This window comes from Pseudomonas sp. GM49 (assembly GCF_000282355.1).
GTDB lineage: Bacteria > Pseudomonadota > Gammaproteobacteria > Pseudomonadales > Pseudomonadaceae > Aquipseudomonas.
The window spans coordinates 44,813-60,843 of sequence record NZ_AKJL01000307.1 but is presented as its reverse complement, the minus strand read 5'-3'; the positions used below and the strand labels follow the sequence as shown (position 1 = coordinate 60,843).

The 16,031-nt window shown below is 57.6% G+C and carries 15 protein-coding genes; 10 read left to right on the top strand and 5 right to left on the bottom strand.

The window, feature by feature from the left end:
• Nucleotides 1–249 precede the first annotated feature (249 nt).
• Entirely contained in the window at nucleotides 250–2,454 is a 2,205-nt protein-coding gene (locus PMI29_RS02185; RefSeq protein WP_008003781.1) for an OsmC domain/YcaO domain-containing protein, read from the bottom strand.
• 77 nt (nucleotides 2,455–2,531) lie between these two features.
• Nucleotides 2,532–3,410: a putrescine utilization regulator PtrR gene (gene ptrR / locus PMI29_RS02190; protein ID WP_008003779.1), complete on the bottom strand. Its 879-nt coding sequence runs from the start codon at nucleotides 3,408–3,410 to the stop codon at nucleotides 2,532–2,534.
• Nucleotides 3,411–3,510: 100 nt separating this feature from the next.
• Here ptrR and PMI29_RS02195 point away from each other — a divergent pair, with 100 nt between their 5' ends.
• The 7 genes from PMI29_RS02195 to PMI29_RS02225 all read left to right on the top strand — a co-directional run bounded on the left by PMI29_RS02195 (nucleotide 3,511) and on the right by PMI29_RS02225 (nucleotide 10,391).
• Nucleotides 3,511–4,902, top strand: a complete 1,392-nt coding sequence (locus tag PMI29_RS02195) for an aldehyde dehydrogenase family protein (protein WP_008003777.1) — start codon at nucleotides 3,511–3,513, stop codon at nucleotides 4,900–4,902.
• A 318-nt stretch (nucleotides 4,903–5,220) separates the two neighbouring features.
• Nucleotides 5,221–5,997, top strand: a complete 777-nt coding sequence (locus PMI29_RS02200) for an ABC transporter substrate-binding protein (protein ID WP_008003774.1) — start codon at nucleotides 5,221–5,223, stop codon at nucleotides 5,995–5,997.
• Between the two features lie 92 nt (nucleotides 5,998–6,089).
• Nucleotides 6,090–6,779 carry an ABC transporter permease gene (locus PMI29_RS02205; RefSeq protein ID WP_008003773.1) on the top strand — a complete coding sequence of 230 codons (690 nt, stop codon included), beginning with the start codon at nucleotides 6,090–6,092 and terminating at the stop codon, nucleotides 6,777–6,779.
• Between the two features lie 14 nt (nucleotides 6,780–6,793).
• Nucleotides 6,794–7,492: an ABC transporter permease gene (locus PMI29_RS02210; protein WP_008003771.1), complete on the top strand. Its 699-nt coding sequence runs from the start codon at nucleotides 6,794–6,796 to the stop codon at nucleotides 7,490–7,492.
• Between the two features lie 8 nt (nucleotides 7,493–7,500).
• A complete protein-coding gene (locus PMI29_RS02215) occupies nucleotides 7,501–8,613 on the top strand; it encodes a succinylglutamate desuccinylase/aspartoacylase family protein (protein ID WP_008003769.1) in 1,113 nt (370 codons plus the stop codon).
• Between the two features lie 18 nt (nucleotides 8,614–8,631).
• Complete coding sequence (locus PMI29_RS02220; protein ID WP_008003768.1) at nucleotides 8,632–9,396, top strand: ABC transporter ATP-binding protein; 765 nt, start codon at nucleotides 8,632–8,634, stop codon at nucleotides 9,394–9,396.
• A gap of 86 nt (nucleotides 9,397–9,482) precedes the next feature.
• The gene (locus PMI29_RS02225) at nucleotides 9,483–10,391 is read left to right on the top strand and encodes a MurR/RpiR family transcriptional regulator (RefSeq protein WP_008003766.1); all 909 of its coding nucleotides are present in this window, start codon (nucleotides 9,483–9,485) and stop codon (nucleotides 10,389–10,391) included.
• A gap of 580 nt (nucleotides 10,392–10,971) precedes the next feature.
• On the opposite strand, the gene PMI29_RS32340 is transcribed toward PMI29_RS02225, so the two are convergent.
• Entirely contained in the window at nucleotides 10,972–11,115 is a 144-nt protein-coding gene (locus PMI29_RS32340; protein ID WP_008003762.1) for a hypothetical protein, read from the bottom strand.
• A gap of 95 nt (nucleotides 11,116–11,210) precedes the next feature.
• Nucleotides 11,211–12,113 carry a LysR family transcriptional regulator gene (locus PMI29_RS02230; RefSeq protein WP_008003760.1) on the bottom strand — a complete coding sequence of 301 codons (903 nt, stop codon included), beginning with the start codon at nucleotides 12,111–12,113 and terminating at the stop codon, nucleotides 11,211–11,213.
• Nucleotides 12,114–12,229: 116 nt separating this feature from the next.
• Here PMI29_RS02230 and PMI29_RS02235 point away from each other — a divergent pair, with 116 nt between their 5' ends.
• From PMI29_RS02235 to PMI29_RS02245, 3 genes are read left to right on the top strand one after another with little or no spacing between them, the layout of a single operon-like run.
• Nucleotides 12,230–12,649 (top strand): ester cyclase, encoded by a 420-nt coding sequence (locus PMI29_RS02235; protein ID WP_008003758.1) that lies wholly within the window; start codon nucleotides 12,230–12,232, stop codon nucleotides 12,647–12,649.
• Nucleotides 12,650–12,652: 3 nt separating this feature from the next.
• Nucleotides 12,653–13,693, top strand: a complete 1,041-nt coding sequence (locus tag PMI29_RS02240) for an SDR family oxidoreductase (protein ID WP_008003754.1) — start codon at nucleotides 12,653–12,655, stop codon at nucleotides 13,691–13,693.
• Between the two features lie 17 nt (nucleotides 13,694–13,710).
• Nucleotides 13,711–14,253 (top strand): hypothetical protein, encoded by a 543-nt coding sequence (locus tag PMI29_RS02245; protein ID WP_008003753.1) that lies wholly within the window; start codon nucleotides 13,711–13,713, stop codon nucleotides 14,251–14,253.
• A 365-nt stretch (nucleotides 14,254–14,618) separates the two neighbouring features.
• Here PMI29_RS02245 and PMI29_RS02250 read toward each other — a convergent pair whose 3' ends face one another.
• A complete protein-coding gene (locus PMI29_RS02250; protein ID WP_008003751.1) occupies nucleotides 14,619–16,031 on the bottom strand; it encodes an aldehyde dehydrogenase family protein in 1,413 nt (470 codons plus the stop codon).

The following is a 16,031-nucleotide window of genomic DNA, read 5'->3' as shown; positions in this document are numbered from 1 at the left end:
CGAATTATAGGCCTCCAGAATCTGCCGTCAAGCACTGATTTTGGTTTTGTATCAATAACTTGCAGAAAGCACCCAGCCGACCCGAAGGAAGCCTATATAGAAGAGCCCAAACGCCCTTCTATATGGAAGGGCCTCCTCAAAGGCAGCAACAGCCCATGACAGAGCCAAGAAACGAGACCACCGCGTACAGGCGATTAGCCTGCCTCCAAAAAACAAAAAAGCACCCAAGGTGCTTTTTTGTTATCGCTATCAGCTGTACAAGGCCGCCACCCTCGCCCGCGCCATGTGCAGCTTTTTGTAGCTGTCGATCAGCCGAAGGTGCCTGTCGAGCCCTTCCAGTTTCATGCTCGTCGGCGTCAGGCCATAGAAACGTACACTGCCATCCACGGACCCTATCGCCGCATCCATCCGTTCGTTACCGAACATCCGGCGGAAGTTGACCTCGTAGTCGCTCAGTTCCAGATCATCGTCCAGCTGCATTTCCAGCACGACGTTCACGGCTTGATAAAACAAGCCGCGCTCGACGGTGTTGTCGTTGTATTGCAAGAAGGCTTCCACCAGATCCTTCGCCTGGTCAAACTTCTGCAAAGCGAGATAAATCAGCAGCCGCAGCTCCAGGATCGTCAACTTGCCCCAAGGCGTGTTGTCGTCGAACTCGATGCCGATCAAGGTGGTGATGTCGGTGTAATCATCCAGCTCGCTGTTTTCCAAACCCTTGGCCAGCGTTCTCAGGCCGACTTTGCTCAGACTGTGCAGGTTGAGGATGTCGGCGCGGAACTGCAGCGCTTTGTTGGTGTTATCCCAGATCAAATCTTCTACCGGATAAATTTCCGAGTAATCCGGCACCAGAATGCGGCAGGCCTTGGCGCCGATGTGCTCATAGACCGCCATGTACACTTCTTTGCCCATGTCTTCGAGAATGCCGAACAAGGTCGCGGCCTCTTCGACATTCGAGTTTTCGCCTTGACCGGAGAAATCCCACTCAACGAATTCGAAATCCGGCCTGGCACTGAAGAAGCGCCACGAGACCACACCGCTGGAATCGATAAAGTGCTCGACGAAGTTATTCGGCTCAGTCACCGCCTGACCTTCGAAGGTCGGCTGAGGCAGATCGTTCAGGCCTTCGAAGCTGCGGCCTTGCAACAGTTCCGTCAGGCTGCGCTCCAGTGCCACTTCCAGGCTTGGGTGCGCGCCGAACGAGGCAAACACGCCACCGGTACGCGGGTTCATCAAGGTGACGCACATCACCGGGAACTCCCCGCCCAGCGATGCATCCTTGACCAGCACCGGGAAGCCCTGCTCTTCCAGGCCCTGGATACCCGCCAGGATGCCCGGGTATTTCGCCAGTACTTCCTGAGGCACATCCGGCAGGGCCATTTCGCCTTCGAGGATTTCGCGCTTGACCGCGCGCTCGAAGATTTCCGACAGGCACTGCACCTGCGCTTCGGCCAGCGTGTTGCCAGCGCTCATGCCATTGCTCAGGAACAGGTTTTCGATCAGGTTGGACGGGAAGTACACCACCTCATTATCCGACTGGCGCACAAACGGCAGTGAACAAATGCCCCGCTGGGTGTTGCCGGAGTTGGTGTCGTACAGATGCGAACCACGCAACTCGCCATCCCGGTCGTAAATCTTCAGGCAGTACTCGTCGAGGATCTCAGTCGGCAGTTCGTCCTTCGGGCCAGGCTTGAACCAGCGCTCGTCCGGGTAATGCACAAACGCCGCATTGGCGATGTCTTCACCCCAGAACTGATCGTTGTAGAAGAAGTTGCAGTTGAGCCGCTCGATAAACTCGCCCAGTGCCGATGCCAGCGCACCTTCTTTGGTCGCGCCTTTGCCGTTGGTAAAACACATTGGCGAGTGCGCATCGCGGATGTGCAGCGACCACACATTGGGAACGATATTGCGCCACGAAGCGATTTCAATCTTCATGCCCAGGTCGGCCAGGATGCCCGACATGTTGGCGATGGTTTGCTCCAGCGGCAGGTCCTTGCCCACAATGTAGGTGCCCGCTTCGCTGGTCGAGTGCGGCATCAGCAACGCCTGGGCATCGGCGTCGAGGTTTTCGACCTCTTCAATCACAAACTCAGGCCCGGTTTGCACCACCTTCTTTACCGTACAACGGTCGATGGAGCGCAAGATACCCTGACGGTCCTTGGCGGAGATGTCCGCAGGCAATTCGACCTGAATCTTGAAAATCTGGTTGTAGCGGTTTTCCGGATCAACAATGTTGTTCTGCGACAGGCGGATATTTTCGGTGGGGATATTGCGAGTTTCGCAATACAACTTCACGAAGTACGCCGCACACAACGCCGACGAAGCCAGGAAATAATCGAACGGCCCCGGTGCCGAGCCATCACCCTTGTAGCGAATGGGTTGATCGGCAATCACCGTGAAGTCGTCGAACTTGGCCTCAAGTCGAAGGTTGTCGAGAAAGTTGACCTTGATTTCCATGCGTGATTACCAGAATAACGAGCTAAACGATTTGGCCGCCATTATCCTGTTTTTCAGCACAGACCGTTAACTTTCCACTATTTATCGATCAACACGACACCGCGCTCCTCGAGCAAGCGCACAAACATCGTGAGGCTCTGCGACACCGTCCCCCTGCGCCACACCAGCCAGGTGCGCAGATAGCGGAAAGACTCCGACAACGGCCAGACGCTGACCGTCGTGCATCCCGGCATGCTTTCGAGCATGCTGCGGGGCATCAGCGCCAGGCCGGCACCGGCGCTGACGCAGGCCAGCATGCCGTGATAGGACTCCATTTCGAAAATCTTGCCGGGCACCGCCGCGCCATTGGCGAACCAGCTTTCGAAGTGATGGCGATAGGAGCAGTTGGAGCGGAAGGCATAGATGTTTTCGCCATTCACATCCTTCGCCCGATGAATCGGTTCATGATTGAGCGGTGCAATCAAGACCATTTCCTCCTCGAATGCCGGTACGCCCTCCAGCGCCGGATGCAACACCGGACCATCGACAAATGCAGCGGCCAGCCGCCCCGACAGCACCCCATCGATCATCGTCCCGGAGGGACCGGTGGACAGGTCCAGTTCGACCTTGGCGTGCTTCTGGTTATAGGCGGCCAATAGCTCTGGAATACGTACCGCAGCAGTACTTTCCAGCGAACCCAGGGCGAAGGCTCCTTGCGGTTCTTCACCCGCCACGGTGGCGCGCGCCTCCTGAACCAGGTCGAGAATACGTCGAGCGTAATCCAGAAAACTCCAACCGGCCGGCGACAAACGCAGGCGACTCTTCTCGCGGATAAACAGGTCCACACCCAAGTCCAGCTCAAGCTGCTTGATTCTGGTCGTCAGATTCGATGGCACCCGGTGGATATGCTGGGCGGCCAGGCTGATGCTGCCGTGCTCGGCGACAGCCTTGAAAATTTCGAGCTGAACCAGATCCAAGTCATTCTCCAAACGTGAACGTTATGCTCAGTATTATTCAGTTTCCAGAAAACGTATACCCCCATAACCTGAGCACATTCCTACCTCGCAGGACGGTGCCATGACCAACGTTTCCAGCCTTACCCATGCCATTTCGATCAACCCGACCACGGGCGAGCAGATCGGCCATTACCCTTTCGAATCCGATTCGGCACTGCAGACCGCGCTGACGCGGGCCGCTACCGGGTTTCGCGCCTGGCGCAGCGAACCGGTTGAACTACGGGCGCAGCTTTTGATCAACCTCGGCCAGGCCTTGCGCAACAATGCCGAGGCCATGGCGAACATGATCACCCAGGAAATGGGCAAGCCGATTGCCCAGGCCCGCGGTGAAATTGAAAAATGTGCACAGCTCTGCGAGTGGTACGCCGAACACGGCCCCGCCATGCTGAGCTCGGAACCAACCCTGGTTGAAGGCGGCAAGGCACGCATTGAATATCGCCCCCTCGGCCCGATTCTCGCCGTCATGCCGTGGAACTTCCCCATCTGGCAAGTCCTGCGCGGCGCAGTCCCCACGTTGCTCGCCGGCAATACCTACGTGCTCAAACACGCACCAAACGTCATGGGCAGCGCCTACCTGCTGCTGGAAGCCTTCCGGCAAGCGGACTTTCCTGAAGGTGTTTTCGAGGTTATCAATGTCACGCCGGAGGGTGTATCCAGGGCGATCGCCGATCCACGCATTGCGGCGGTCACCCTCACCGGTAGCGTGCGTGCCGGCATGGCCATCGGCGCTCAGGCCGGCGCAGCACTGAAGAAGTGCGTATTGGAATTGGGCGGCTCCGACCCTTTTATTGTGCTCGACGACGCCGACCTCGATGAGGCAGTGAAAGCCGCCGTGATCGGGCGTTATCAAAACACCGGACAAGTCTGCGCCGCCGCCAAACGCCTGATTGTCGAGCAAGGCATTGCCCGGGAATTTACCCGCAAGTTCGTCGAGGCCACCCAACGACTGGTCGTCGGCGATCCACTCGCCACCACCACTTACATCGGCCCGATGGCGCGCTTCGATCTGCGCGACGAACTGGACCAACAGGTGCGCGACACACTGAAAGAAGGCGCGACGTTGTTGATGGGTGGAAAGAAGGCTGAAGGCCCCGGCAATTACTATGAGCCCACTGTACTGGGCGATGTGACCGATCAGATGACCTCATTCAAACAGGAGTTGTTTGGTCCTGTGGCCTCGATCATCACGGCCCGAGACGCAGCCCATGCGCTGGAGTTGGCCAATGACAGTGAATTCGGTCTCACCGCCACCCTCTACACGCGCAATGTCGAACTCGCCCGCCAGATGGCCGGCGAACTTGAAACCGGCGGCGTGTTCATCAACGGCTATAGCGCCAGCGATCCGCGTGTCAGCTTTGGCGGTGTGAAGAAGAGTGGCTTTGGCCGGGAGCTCTCGCATTTCGGGGTGCGCGAGTTCTGTAACGCACAAACGGTTTGGCTGGATCGACGCTAAGGACAGCGCAGTACTCCGGACTGGACCAGAATCCAGTGTGAGCTTATCCCGACAGCGCAAAAACCTTGATACTGGAATAAAAAAACGGGCGCCTTATCGGCGCCCTTTTTTTGTTTAAACGTTCGGTGGCATCGGCGGGTAACCGTCCACCAGTACCCTGCGTGCCGCCTCGCTTTGATATGATTTTTTTCACATGCATTGATTTGTGAAATTTATTGTGTCATTTATACCCTCGTGAATTATCGGGACAGTCCACATTGCCAGACCGGATGGCAGCCCTCCCTACCACCCAAACGCCCCATCCAAGGAGTCAACAATATGTACAAGACAGAACTTCTAGGTGCTCTGGCACTGTGCGTCGCAAGCTTCCTGGCACACGCCGACGACGACAGCCTGCGTATCGGTATCGAAGCGGCCTACCCACCCTTCTCCTTCAAGACGCCAGAGGGCAACGTCAGTGGTTTCGATTACGACATTGGCAACGCGCTGTGCGAAGAGATGAAGGTCAAATGCGAGTGGGTCATCCAGGAATTCGACGGCATGATCCCGTCGCTGAAAGTGCGCAAGATCGATGCTGTGCTGTCGTCGATGTCGATCACTGAAGACCGCATGAAGTCGGTCGATTTCAGCAAAAAGTACTACCACACGCCGGGCAAGTTCGCGATGAAGGCCGGCAACGTGATCAACGACCCGCTGGTCGATCTCAAAGGCAAGAAACTCGGCGTGCAACGCTCCTCGACCTATGACCGTTTCGCCACCGAGCAACTTGAGAAAGCCGGGGTCGAGGTGGTGCGCTACGGATCACAAAATGAAGCCTTCCTTGACCTGGCAGCGGGTCGCCTGGACGCCACGCTCGCCGACATCGTCAACACCGATGAGAGCTTTATCAAAACACCGGCCGGTAAAGGTTTCGTGCTGGCAGGGCCGGACATCAACGACCCGAAATATTTCGGCAGAGGCGCCGGGATCGCGGTGCGTAAAGGCGACAGTGCAAACGTTGCACGCCTGAGTGCAGCGATTGACGCCATCCGTGCGAATGGCAAGTACCAGCAAGTGATGGCCAAGTACTTCGCGTTCGATATCTACGGCGAATAAACGCTGACCCGCAACCCTGGCGCCGGCTCCCCGCAGGCGCCGCTTTGGACTTGTCTCGCGCGCCTCCCGGCGCTCGTTTGAGGAACTTCATCATGCTTCACGGCTACGGATCGAGCATTCTCGATGGCGCCTGGCTGACCATTAACCTGGCCCTGACCTCCATGACCATGGCGATTGCCTTGGGTCTGATCGGCGCCGCCTTTCGTTTGTCGCCGTTTAAATGGCTGGCGGTGCTGGGCGAAGGTTATACAACCCTGATTCGCGGTATTCCCGATCTGGTGCTGATTCTGCTGATCTTCTACGGCGGGCAGGATCTGGTGAACCGCATTGCGCTCTCATTCGGCTACACCCGCTACATCGATATCAATCCCTTTATCGCCGGCGTCTGCACCATGGGCTTCATTTTCGGCGCCTATCTCTCGGAAACCTTTCGGGGTGCCTTTATGGCAATCCCTAAAGGTCAAGCCGAGGCTGGCGCGGCCTATGGCATGGGTAGCGCGCAAGTGTTCTGGCGGATTCTGGTACCGCAGATGATTCGTTTCGCCATTCCCGGGTTCACCAACAACTGGTTGGTGCTGACCAAATCCACCGCATTGATCTCGGTGATCGGCTTGCAGGACATGATGTTCAAAGCCAAGAACGCCGCGGACGCCACCCATGAGCCATTTACGTTTTTCCTCGCGGTAGCGGCGCTTTATCTGATGCTGACCAGCCTGTCTTTGCTGGTGCTGCGCTATCTGGAAAAACACTACTCGGTCGGCATCAAAGCCGCCGAACTGTGATTGGGAGCAACCCCATGATTCTCGACTACAACCTGATCTGGGAAAACCTGCCGCTGTATTTCAGTGGCGCATGGGTGACCCTGAAGGTGCTGCTGATTTCCCTGGCCGCTGGCCTGGTGCTGGCGATTCCATTGGCGCTGATGCGAGTGTCCCGGTCACCGCTGATCAACGCCCCGGCCTGGCTCTACACCTACGTGATTCGCGGCACGCCGATGCTGGTGCAGTTGTTTCTGATCTATTACGGCCTCGCGCAGTTCGAGGCGGTACGTGCAAGCGCGCTCTGGCCTTACCTGTCCAGTGCAACCTTTTGTGCCTGCCTGGCCTTTGCGATCAATACCAGTGCCTATAGCGCGGAACTCCTGGCCGGCAGTTTGAAAGCCACGCCTCACGGTGAGATCGAAGCGGCCCGGGCCATGGGCATGTCGCGCCTGACCCTGTACCGCCGCATTCTCCTGCCGTCGGCCTTGCGCCGGGCGCTGCCGCAGTACAGTAACGAAGTGCTGATGATGCTGCAGACCACCAGCCTGGCGTCCATCGTCACGCTGGTGGATATCACCGGAGCCGCGCGAACCGTCAGTTCGCGCTTCTATCTGCCATTCGAGGCGTTCATCACTGCCGGCCTGATCTACCTGGCCCTGACCTTCACCCTGGTTCGCCTGTTCAAGCTGGCCGAGCGCCGCTGGCTGGCCTATCTGGCACCGCGCAAGCACTAAGGAGCTTTATGAAGCACATTCAATACCTTTTGCCGTGGAGTGCCTCGGGCACAGAACGAAAGTTGTCGCTGTTTCGATTTGGCAGCGGGCCGCGCAAGGCATATATCCAGGCCTCCCTGCATGCCGACGAGCTACCGGGGATGCGCGTCGCGGTCGAACTCAAGCGCCGTCTGCAAGAACTGGAAGAGCAAGGTCGCCTCAGCGGAGTGATCGAGCTGGTGCCGATGGCCAATCCGATTGGTATCGCCCAGATGTTCCAGGCCACCCACCAAGGTCGTTTCGAGTTCTCCAGCGGGAAGAATTTCAATCGCGACTTCCCGGAGCTCGCCGAGGCAGTAGCGCAGCAACTGGAAGGTCGACTGGGCGACGATGCCGACGCCAACATCGCACTGATCCGCCGCGCCATGAGCGATGCCCTCACCAATATGCCGGCACCGACATCGGAACTCGATGGCTTGCGGCGCCTGTTGATGCAGCATGCCTGTGATGCCGATGTGGTGCTGGACCTGCACTGCGACTTCGAGTCGATCATGCTGCTGTATGCCATGCCGCAAAACTGGTCACGCTTGCGCTCATTGGCCGCCCGCCTCGGCGCTGGCGTGGCCCTGCTGGCCGAGGCTGCAGGAGGCAACGCCTTCGATGAAGCCTGCGCAATCCCCTGGCTGCACCTGGCCAAGCACTTTCCTCAAGCCAATATTCCGCTGGCGTGCGTGGCCACCACGATTGAATTGCGCGGCATGGCTGACACCGGGCGCGAGCAATGCGTCGACAGTGCGCAGGCCATTCTCGGCTATCTCGCCGAGCAAGGCCTGATCAACGGCGACTGGCCTGCCGCGCCACCGAGCCGCTGTGAAGCGACACCGTTCGCCGGCGCGCAGTATGCCTATGCGCCGCACCCGGGGGTGGTGAGTTATCTGCAACCGTTGGGTGCCCACGTCAAGGTCGGCGATCCACTGTTCGAAGTGATTGATCCGCTGACCGATCAACACAGCGTGGTGCACGCCAACACCGACGGCATCCTGTATGCCCGCGAACGCCTGCGCTTCGCCCAGCCCGGATTGTGGTTGGCCAAAGTGGCAGGCAGTACCCCTATTCGCCAAGGCCGTTTGCTCAGCGACTGATTCCAGAGAGTTGAAACCATGTACAAACTTGAAATTCAGGATCTTCACAAAAGCTACGGCGCCCACGAAGTGCTCAAGGGCGTGTCCCTGGAAGCGAAAGCCGGTGACGTCATCAGTATTATCGGCTCCAGTGGTTCTGGTAAAAGCACCTTCCTGCGTTGCATCAACCTGCTGGAGCAACCCAACGCCGGCAATATCGTCCTCAATGGCGAACAGCTCAAGCTGGTGACCAATAAACTCGGCGGGCTCAAGGCTGCCGAACCCAAGCAGCTGCAGCGCATGCGTTCGCGGCTATCGATGGTGTTTCAGCACTTCAACCTCTGGTCGCACATGAGTGCCCTTGAAAACGTCATGGAAGCTCCGGTGCATGTGCTGGGCATGAACAAGAAAGAAGCCCGGGAAAAAGCCGAGCACTACCTGAACAAAGTCGGCGTGGCGCACCGCATGGACGCCTGGCCGGCTCATATGTCCGGTGGTGAGCAACAGCGTGTGGCGATTGCCCGTGCACTGGCCATGGAACCTGAAGTGATGCTGTTCGATGAACCGACTTCGGCACTCGACCCCGAGCTGGTCGGCGAAGTACTTAAAGTCATGCAGGATCTCGCACTCGAAGGACGCACCATGGTGGTCGTGACCCACGAAATGGGTTTTGCCCGCGAGGTATCCAATCAACTGGTGTTTCTGCACAAGGGGCTGGTCGAAGAGCGCGGCAGTCCGCGTGAAGTGCTGGTCAATCCACAGTCCGAGCGTCTCCAGCAATTTCTGGCCGGAAGTCTGAAATAACCTGAGCCGCAACACAGTCCGTAGCAGCTGGCTTCGGATACACTCCAGCCAGCCCTCTCTAACCCTCAGGAATTGTTGAGCCGGACATGCCGACCCCCACGAAAAACACCACGGTCTATGCCGCGCCGGTGATGCGCAAACTGGCGGAAATCGTTACCGATTTACAGCCGTCGCTGCGCAAAGTGGCGGATTTTATCCTGCGTCACCCGCTAAGGGCTGCGACGCTGACCATCGAAGAAATGGCTCATGAGACATCCACTTCGCCAGCCGCGGTCAATCGTTTGGCCAAGGCTCTGAACCTGGGTGGCTACACCGGCATGAAGGCCGAGCTGGTGGCGACTTTGCAGCAGATGGTGTCGCCGGTCGACAAACTTCGCAATGAACTGGCGCATCGTCCTGACGGCGCATTTGGCCTGCATGAGCAAATCCAGAGCGCCAGCAGCAACCTCGCCACGGCGGCGACCAACAACCATGAAGATACCTTTGAAGCGTTCGTCACCCGCCTGACCGAAGCGCGGAAAATCTACATCCTCGGCTTTGGCAACAGCGTCTACTTCGCCGGTCTGGCCGCTTCGACCCTGATGCCCTTCTGTGCCGACGCTACCGCCATCAGCATGGAAGGCGGCAACGAAAACGCCGCTTACCGTCTGGCCGCAATCACCGATCAGGATGTATTGCTGGCGATCTCCCTGCCGCGCTATTCCCTCGACACCCTGCAACTCGCACGTTTTGCCAATGAGCGCGGCGCCTCGGTGCTGGCAATCACCGACTCACCGGCATCACCTCTCACCAGCATTGCCGAACACGTGCTATTTGCCCCCGCCGACCATCCAGTAATGACCAGTTCCAACATCGCCGTGCTCGCATTGATCGAAGGATTGGTGGCGGGTGTGATGGCTCGCAATAAAGAAGCCGTCAAGCTGGCGACCGAACTGACCGAAAGCGTGATGTCTTACCTGCATATTCCTTCCAGCGGTAAATCGCTGAAAAAGTGATATCTCCTGGGGATGGACTTGAGTGATTCCAAGCCACGCTATCAAGTCCTATCTACAGGCTGACGGCATTAATAGCGCTGGACTGACGTGTTGGAACCGAGTCCTCTCCGAGAACCAGCCAACTGGAGCCGCGTATTTCCATTCCTGCTCGCCGGTCAACTCACAACTTGTCGGCGCTGATTGAAAACAGGGCTCCAGGAGCTTCCCTTGCTGCTCTCGCTGGCACCGGACACCATGACCCAGTGGCTGGAAACCAGTCGATGGCTCCCTACTTGCTAATACCGGTGATACTCCTGACCTCCGCGGTCACCACCGTAGTAGCGCCCATGGTCACCTCCGTGACCATCATGATGCCGATAATACGGCCAGCAGCCACCGAGCAGAAGGGTTGCTGACACCACCAGAATCAATGCAGTTGTGCGTTTCATCAGATCTTCTCCAGACAAACAATGCCTGTCGCTGTATCCGTTTGATTGCGCACAATTTCAGATAGTTCAAACAGTCCTCTCGACGCCCGAATCAAATATCCGACACCATCCGCATGCACTCCCCTCCGCGCCCAACGGCAACCAGCGGAATGTCAGGCTCGCTTATTTCCCTTTGCCCAACCCGCAATCATCAGTACCAACCCAGGAATCCAAAGGCCGGGCGCGGTGAAAGCAACGCCGCAGATCGCCAGCGGCAGCCCGGTTAAAAACAACGGGTTTCGAAACGCCTTTTCCATAGCAACATCTCCATTAAGAATTCCTCTCATTAAACCATATAGCCTGCCAGTAAACGGTGGCCCATACGCGGTAGAGATCGTTATTCTTCCGATACTCACGGGCCACCCCCTAAGAGGTAACCTTCGACATTTTCCATGGATAGGGCTTCGAGCAGCACCTGCTCCAGGATGGCAAAAAAACATTTGATGTGGGCCTGCTTTAATGCCTGAGGCCGGGTCACCAGATAGACCTCCATATCTGGAAGGTGGAGATCCGGGAACAACCCGATCAGATCCTTCGCCAAAATACGGGGCAGTACGGCCACCCCCATACCTCGCCTCACCGATTCAAGCTGCACGGCAAACGAGTTCACACTGATCTGCGCGCGGTCCAGACCACCGGCCTTTGCCGCACGCATTTGCGGCAACATGTCCAGCGGGGGAAGCAAGGCAACATTGACCGCAGTGGCCGGGGTCACCCCTGGAAACCGTTTCAGATAGCCTGCATCAGCAAAGACACCGTAGGCGAGCCGGCCTATTGGTCGATAAATCAGCGACGGCTCACCTAGATGAGCTGTACGTACAGCAATGTCTGCCACGCCGCGGACGATCTTGTGAAAGTCGGCTGTTACCATCAGCTCCACCGAGCAACGCGGGTGCAGAGAAGTGAAGCGACTCGCGGCCTCCAGCACACAAGACGAGAAGCCCTCTCCTGCGCTGACCAGGACACTGCCAGATAGCTCTGTGTGTAGCCCGGATATGCCAGCAGCGGTTTGACGCCTCAAGCCAGCTTCCGCAGCCAGGGCAACTTCCACGAGGGATTGGCCCCGCGAGGTCAACCAGCATCCTTCAACGCCCCGCTCGACGAGTGGCTCGCCCAGTGCAACCTCAAGTTGGGTCAGGCGGCGGGACACGGTAGACGCCGCGATACCCAGCAACTGGCCAGCTTGAAGGAAGCTGCCACGCCGCGAGACTGCTAACAGCAGGCGAAGATCGTCCCAATTTGCTTGCAACGCCATGCGTCCTGTCCTCCCTGGTCTGCATATGTGCAAATCCATTATGCAGTAGTCGCTGTTTTTCCGGAGATGCCTCAAAGGTATATCTACAGGCCCTCGAAACGAATGGAATGGTTTGTATGACTACTGGCCCCAACGACTATGCGGAACGCGCCTCAAGAGCCTTCAATCGCCGAGATGTAGAGGCGATGCTTGCGTTGGTTTGCGAAGACTTCATCTACCTCGATGGTATGGGGATTCAAACCGGTCGCGAATCCATGCGCAAACGAGAGACTGCGCTGTTCGAAGCGTTCCCTGATGCCCAAGTGACCTTCACCCCATTCATGGTCGCTGACGATTTTTTGGCGCTGACTGCCTTACTGACCGGCACCTTCGCCGCACCCTTGGTGCTGCCAGGCCGGGTGATTGCACCCCATGGACGCCATATTACCGTGCACTACGCCGCACACTTCACCTTCAGAAACGGGCTGGCCATCCGTGAAGAGGCCTTCTTCGACAGTGCGGTGTTGATGCCGTTAGCCGAACAGGGTGAGGGTTGAGCCATGCGTAGCGCATTTGTTACTGGAGCAACCGGCTTGCTGGGCAACAACCTGGTGCGTGAATTGGTCGCTCGTGGCTACACGGTCAAAGGCCTGGTCCGCTCAAGAGCCAAAGGTGAACAGCAGTTCAACAATCTGCCGGGTGTGGAGCTGGTCGTTGGTGACATGGCCAATGTCGACGCATTCGCAACATCGCTGCAAGGTTGCGATACGGTGTTTCACACCGCGGCGTTCTTTCGCGATAACTACAAGGGGGGCAGGCACTGGAAGGAACTCGAAAAGATCAATGTCACTGGTACGCGGGACCTGATTCACCAGGCCTACCGCGCCGGTATACGACGATTCGTTCATACGTCTTCCATTGCCGTGCTCGACGGCGCACCTGGCATGTCCATCGATGAGACATGTCTGCGGGCCGACGCCGACGCGGATGACTATTACCGCAGCAAGATCCTCGCCGACCGCGTCATCTTGACGTTCCTGGAAGCACATCCCGAGATGCATGCCTGCATGGTCCTGCCTGGCTGGATGTGGGGTCCTGCCGACATTGGCCCGACCTCCTCAGGACAGTTGGTCAACGATGTCATGAACGGCAAGTTACCCGGGCTGATCCCTGGCAGCTTCTCCGTTGTCGACGCCCGTGATGTGGCATGGGCGCTGATTGCTGCCGCCAAACAAGGCCGACGAGGTGAGCGCTATCTCGCGGCGGGCCGGCATATGACAATGCGTCAGCTGGTCCCTGTTCTAGGACGTATAGCGGGCGTCAAGACACCCGTTCGACAACTACCGCTCCCCTTTCTATACACCTTGGCGGTTGTGCAGGAGATCTATGCGCGCCTCACTGGCAAGCCCATTCTGCTGAGCATGGCCACGTTGCGCCTGTTGGTACGAGAAAAGGACCGCACCTGTTTCAACCACAGCAAGAGTGAACGAGAGCTTGACCTGAATTTCCGGGCACTGGAGCAAACGATTACCGACACCGTGGCGTGGTACCGCGATCACGGCTGGTTTGAAACACACCAGAACAAGGACGTAAAATTGTGAACAGGGAAATAATCCTGATGCGTCACGGCCAGCCAAAACTGGCCGCAACCGAAAAAATCTCAGCGCTCGAGATGAAAGACTGGATCGAGCAATACAACCGATCCGAAATTACCCACCACCCGGTCCCGCATGCCAGTATGCGACTCGCCGCAACCGCCACGGTGATTGTTTCAAGCAGCGCACCTCGTGCGCTGACCTCCGTCCAGGCGCTCGGACTGAAGCCTGCACTGGTCGACGCACTTTTCTGCGAAGCACAACTACCTTGTGGTCATTGGAAACTGCCACGGCTATCGCCGTTTACCTGGGCATTTATCCTTCGAGTCTTATGGTTGTGCGGTTACTCACGCAATGTCGAATCAGCCAGCACTGCGAGGATGCGCGCGAGTACGGCAGCTAAACGATTGCAGTCCCTAGCCAGCGATGGACCGGTTCTGCTGCTCGGTCATGGCTTTATGAATCGAATGATCGCCAATCAACTGATGGCCGACGGATGGGCTCGCCAAAAACGTAACGGCAGCCAGTATTGGAGTGCGACCGTGTATCAGTACGGCGGTGTGTAAGAGACGCCAACTGGTCGGCAGAGATGCCTGCTAAATGCAGCACTGCTTTCATCGTCATCGGGGCAAACCGTCTTGGCGATAGCGCCGTGGTGCTCGGCTCGTTGGCATCGGGGGTATATTGAATCGATACGGCTGGACCGTTATCTGTGCGCTTGCCTTTGTACCTGTGCTGGTTGCTATAGCGACGTTGATGTTGAGCGAGCATCGCGTCTGGCGTTCCTCAGATCGCAACAGACGCTTTCTTGGCGATTATCAGCTCAGTGGAAATATTCAACTTCTTCTTTCTCCCCATTCAGCAAAACGCATTGGGCCGGTGACCAAACCGACCCAATGCCATACGAGCTGATCCATTTACCGCGAATCGACTAACCCAACGTGTTAAGGCACACCACCTTGGGTTGGGTCATTTCCTCGTATGCAAAACGTACGCCTTCCCGGCCCAGGCTACCGTACTTGGAACCGCCAAACGGCATCGCATCGAAGCGGTAGTCGGAAGAGTCGTTGATCATCACTCCCCCGGCTTCGATCCTCCGTGCAGCGCTCATCGCGGTTGCCAGATCATTGGTGAAGATTCCCGCATGCAGGCTATATTCGGGTTCATTGGCCAATGCGATGGCTTCATCGAAACTCTCGAAGCATTGCAGTACCACCACCGGAGCGAAGACTTCATTGCGCCAGAGTCGACTGGCGTGATCGACGTTTTCCAACACGGTGGCGGCGTAGCACGATCCTTCACGCCGATGACCGCAGAGCAACGTGGCGCCCTCTTGCAAGGCCTCGTTCACCACTTGCTCGGCATTCTGCGCGGCTTGCGCAGTAATCATGGGGCCGATATCGGTAACGGCCAGCAATGGATCGCCGACCACAAGCGCACGTGCCTGACTGACAAAACGCTCTCGGAACGCTTCATAAATCGACGCCTGAATCAGCAAGCGCTGAGTGCCTACGCAGTTCTGCCCCGCTGCCCAAAAGGCTCCGGACACGCAACTCTCGACAGCCGCCTCAAGGTCGCAATCGCCCATGACGATTACCGGCGCATTGCCGCCCAGGTCCATGGCCAGTTTCTTCAACCCTGCCGTGCGGGCAATCTGCTCTGCGGTGACGAAACCGCCGGTGAAGGAAATCATCCGCACCTCACGGGCGGCGACCAACGCCTTGCCCAGTTCCGCACCGCCGGTGGCGACTGTAACCACTGATTCAGGCAAACCTGCCGCGACCAGATAAGACACCAGTTTAATGGCCGACAATGGTGCGAGCTCGGATGGTTTGAGAATCACCGCGTTACCGCCCGCAATGGCCGGACCGAGTTTGTGCGCCACCAGGTTCAACGGATCGTTGTACGGCGTGATCGCCACGATTAGGCCCAAGGGCTCGCGAGAAAACCAGCCCTGACGCGATTCGGAGCCTTCATAAGCGTCGAAGGGCACCACCTCCCCGGCATTGCGCCTGGCCTCCTCGGCCGACAGCTTGAGGGTGTTGACGCAACGTTTGACCTCCTTTTCCGCCTGCTTGAGGGTCTTCCCGGCCTCGTCGACGATCAGCCTGGCAAACACACCGGCATCATGTTCGATGTTGATTGCGGCTTGCTCAAGAATGCGAGCCCGACGATGACGCGCTAACGCGGCGCACACTCGTGCACCACTGCGTCCCGTCTCCAACAACTGCGGAACTTGCGACGCACAGACATTCGTTACGCTACCAATGAGAGATCCGTCATAAGCGTTAAAGACTTCAATGGGCGGCTCCACGATATCCAGAACCAGGCGCGATAATTTCAC

Bases quoted from the DNA above. Each gene is read 5' to 3' on its own strand.
- PMI29_RS02185 (WP_008003781.1), bottom strand. From the start codon at position 2,454: ATGGAAATCAAGGTCAACTTTCTCGACAACCTTCGACTTGAGGCCAAG.
- PMI29_RS02195 (WP_008003777.1), top strand. From the start codon at position 3,511: ATGACCAACGTTTCCAGCCTTACCCATGCCATTTCGATCAACCCGACC.
- PMI29_RS02200 (WP_008003774.1), top strand. From the start codon at position 5,221: ATGTACAAGACAGAACTTCTAGGTGCTCTGGCACTGTGCGTCGCAAGC.
- PMI29_RS02205 (WP_008003773.1), top strand. From the start codon at position 6,090: ATGCTTCACGGCTACGGATCGAGCATTCTCGATGGCGCCTGGCTGACC.
- PMI29_RS02210 (WP_008003771.1), top strand. From the start codon at position 6,794: ATGATTCTCGACTACAACCTGATCTGGGAAAACCTGCCGCTGTATTTC.
- PMI29_RS02215 (WP_008003769.1), top strand. From the start codon at position 7,501: ATGAAGCACATTCAATACCTTTTGCCGTGGAGTGCCTCGGGCACAGAA.
- PMI29_RS02220 (WP_008003768.1), top strand. From the start codon at position 8,632: ATGTACAAACTTGAAATTCAGGATCTTCACAAAAGCTACGGCGCCCAC.
- PMI29_RS02225 (WP_008003766.1), top strand. From the start codon at position 9,483: ATGCCGACCCCCACGAAAAACACCACGGTCTATGCCGCGCCGGTGATG.
- PMI29_RS32340 (WP_008003762.1), bottom strand. From the start codon at position 11,115: ATGGAAAAGGCGTTTCGAAACCCGTTGTTTTTAACCGGGCTGCCGCTG.
- PMI29_RS02230 (WP_008003760.1), bottom strand. From the start codon at position 12,113: ATGGCGTTGCAAGCAAATTGGGACGATCTTCGCCTGCTGTTAGCAGTC.
- PMI29_RS02235 (WP_008003758.1), top strand. From the start codon at position 12,230: ATGACTACTGGCCCCAACGACTATGCGGAACGCGCCTCAAGAGCCTTC.
- PMI29_RS02240 (WP_008003754.1), top strand. From the start codon at position 12,653: ATGCGTAGCGCATTTGTTACTGGAGCAACCGGCTTGCTGGGCAACAAC.
- PMI29_RS02245 (WP_008003753.1), top strand. From the start codon at position 13,711: ATGCGTCACGGCCAGCCAAAACTGGCCGCAACCGAAAAAATCTCAGCG.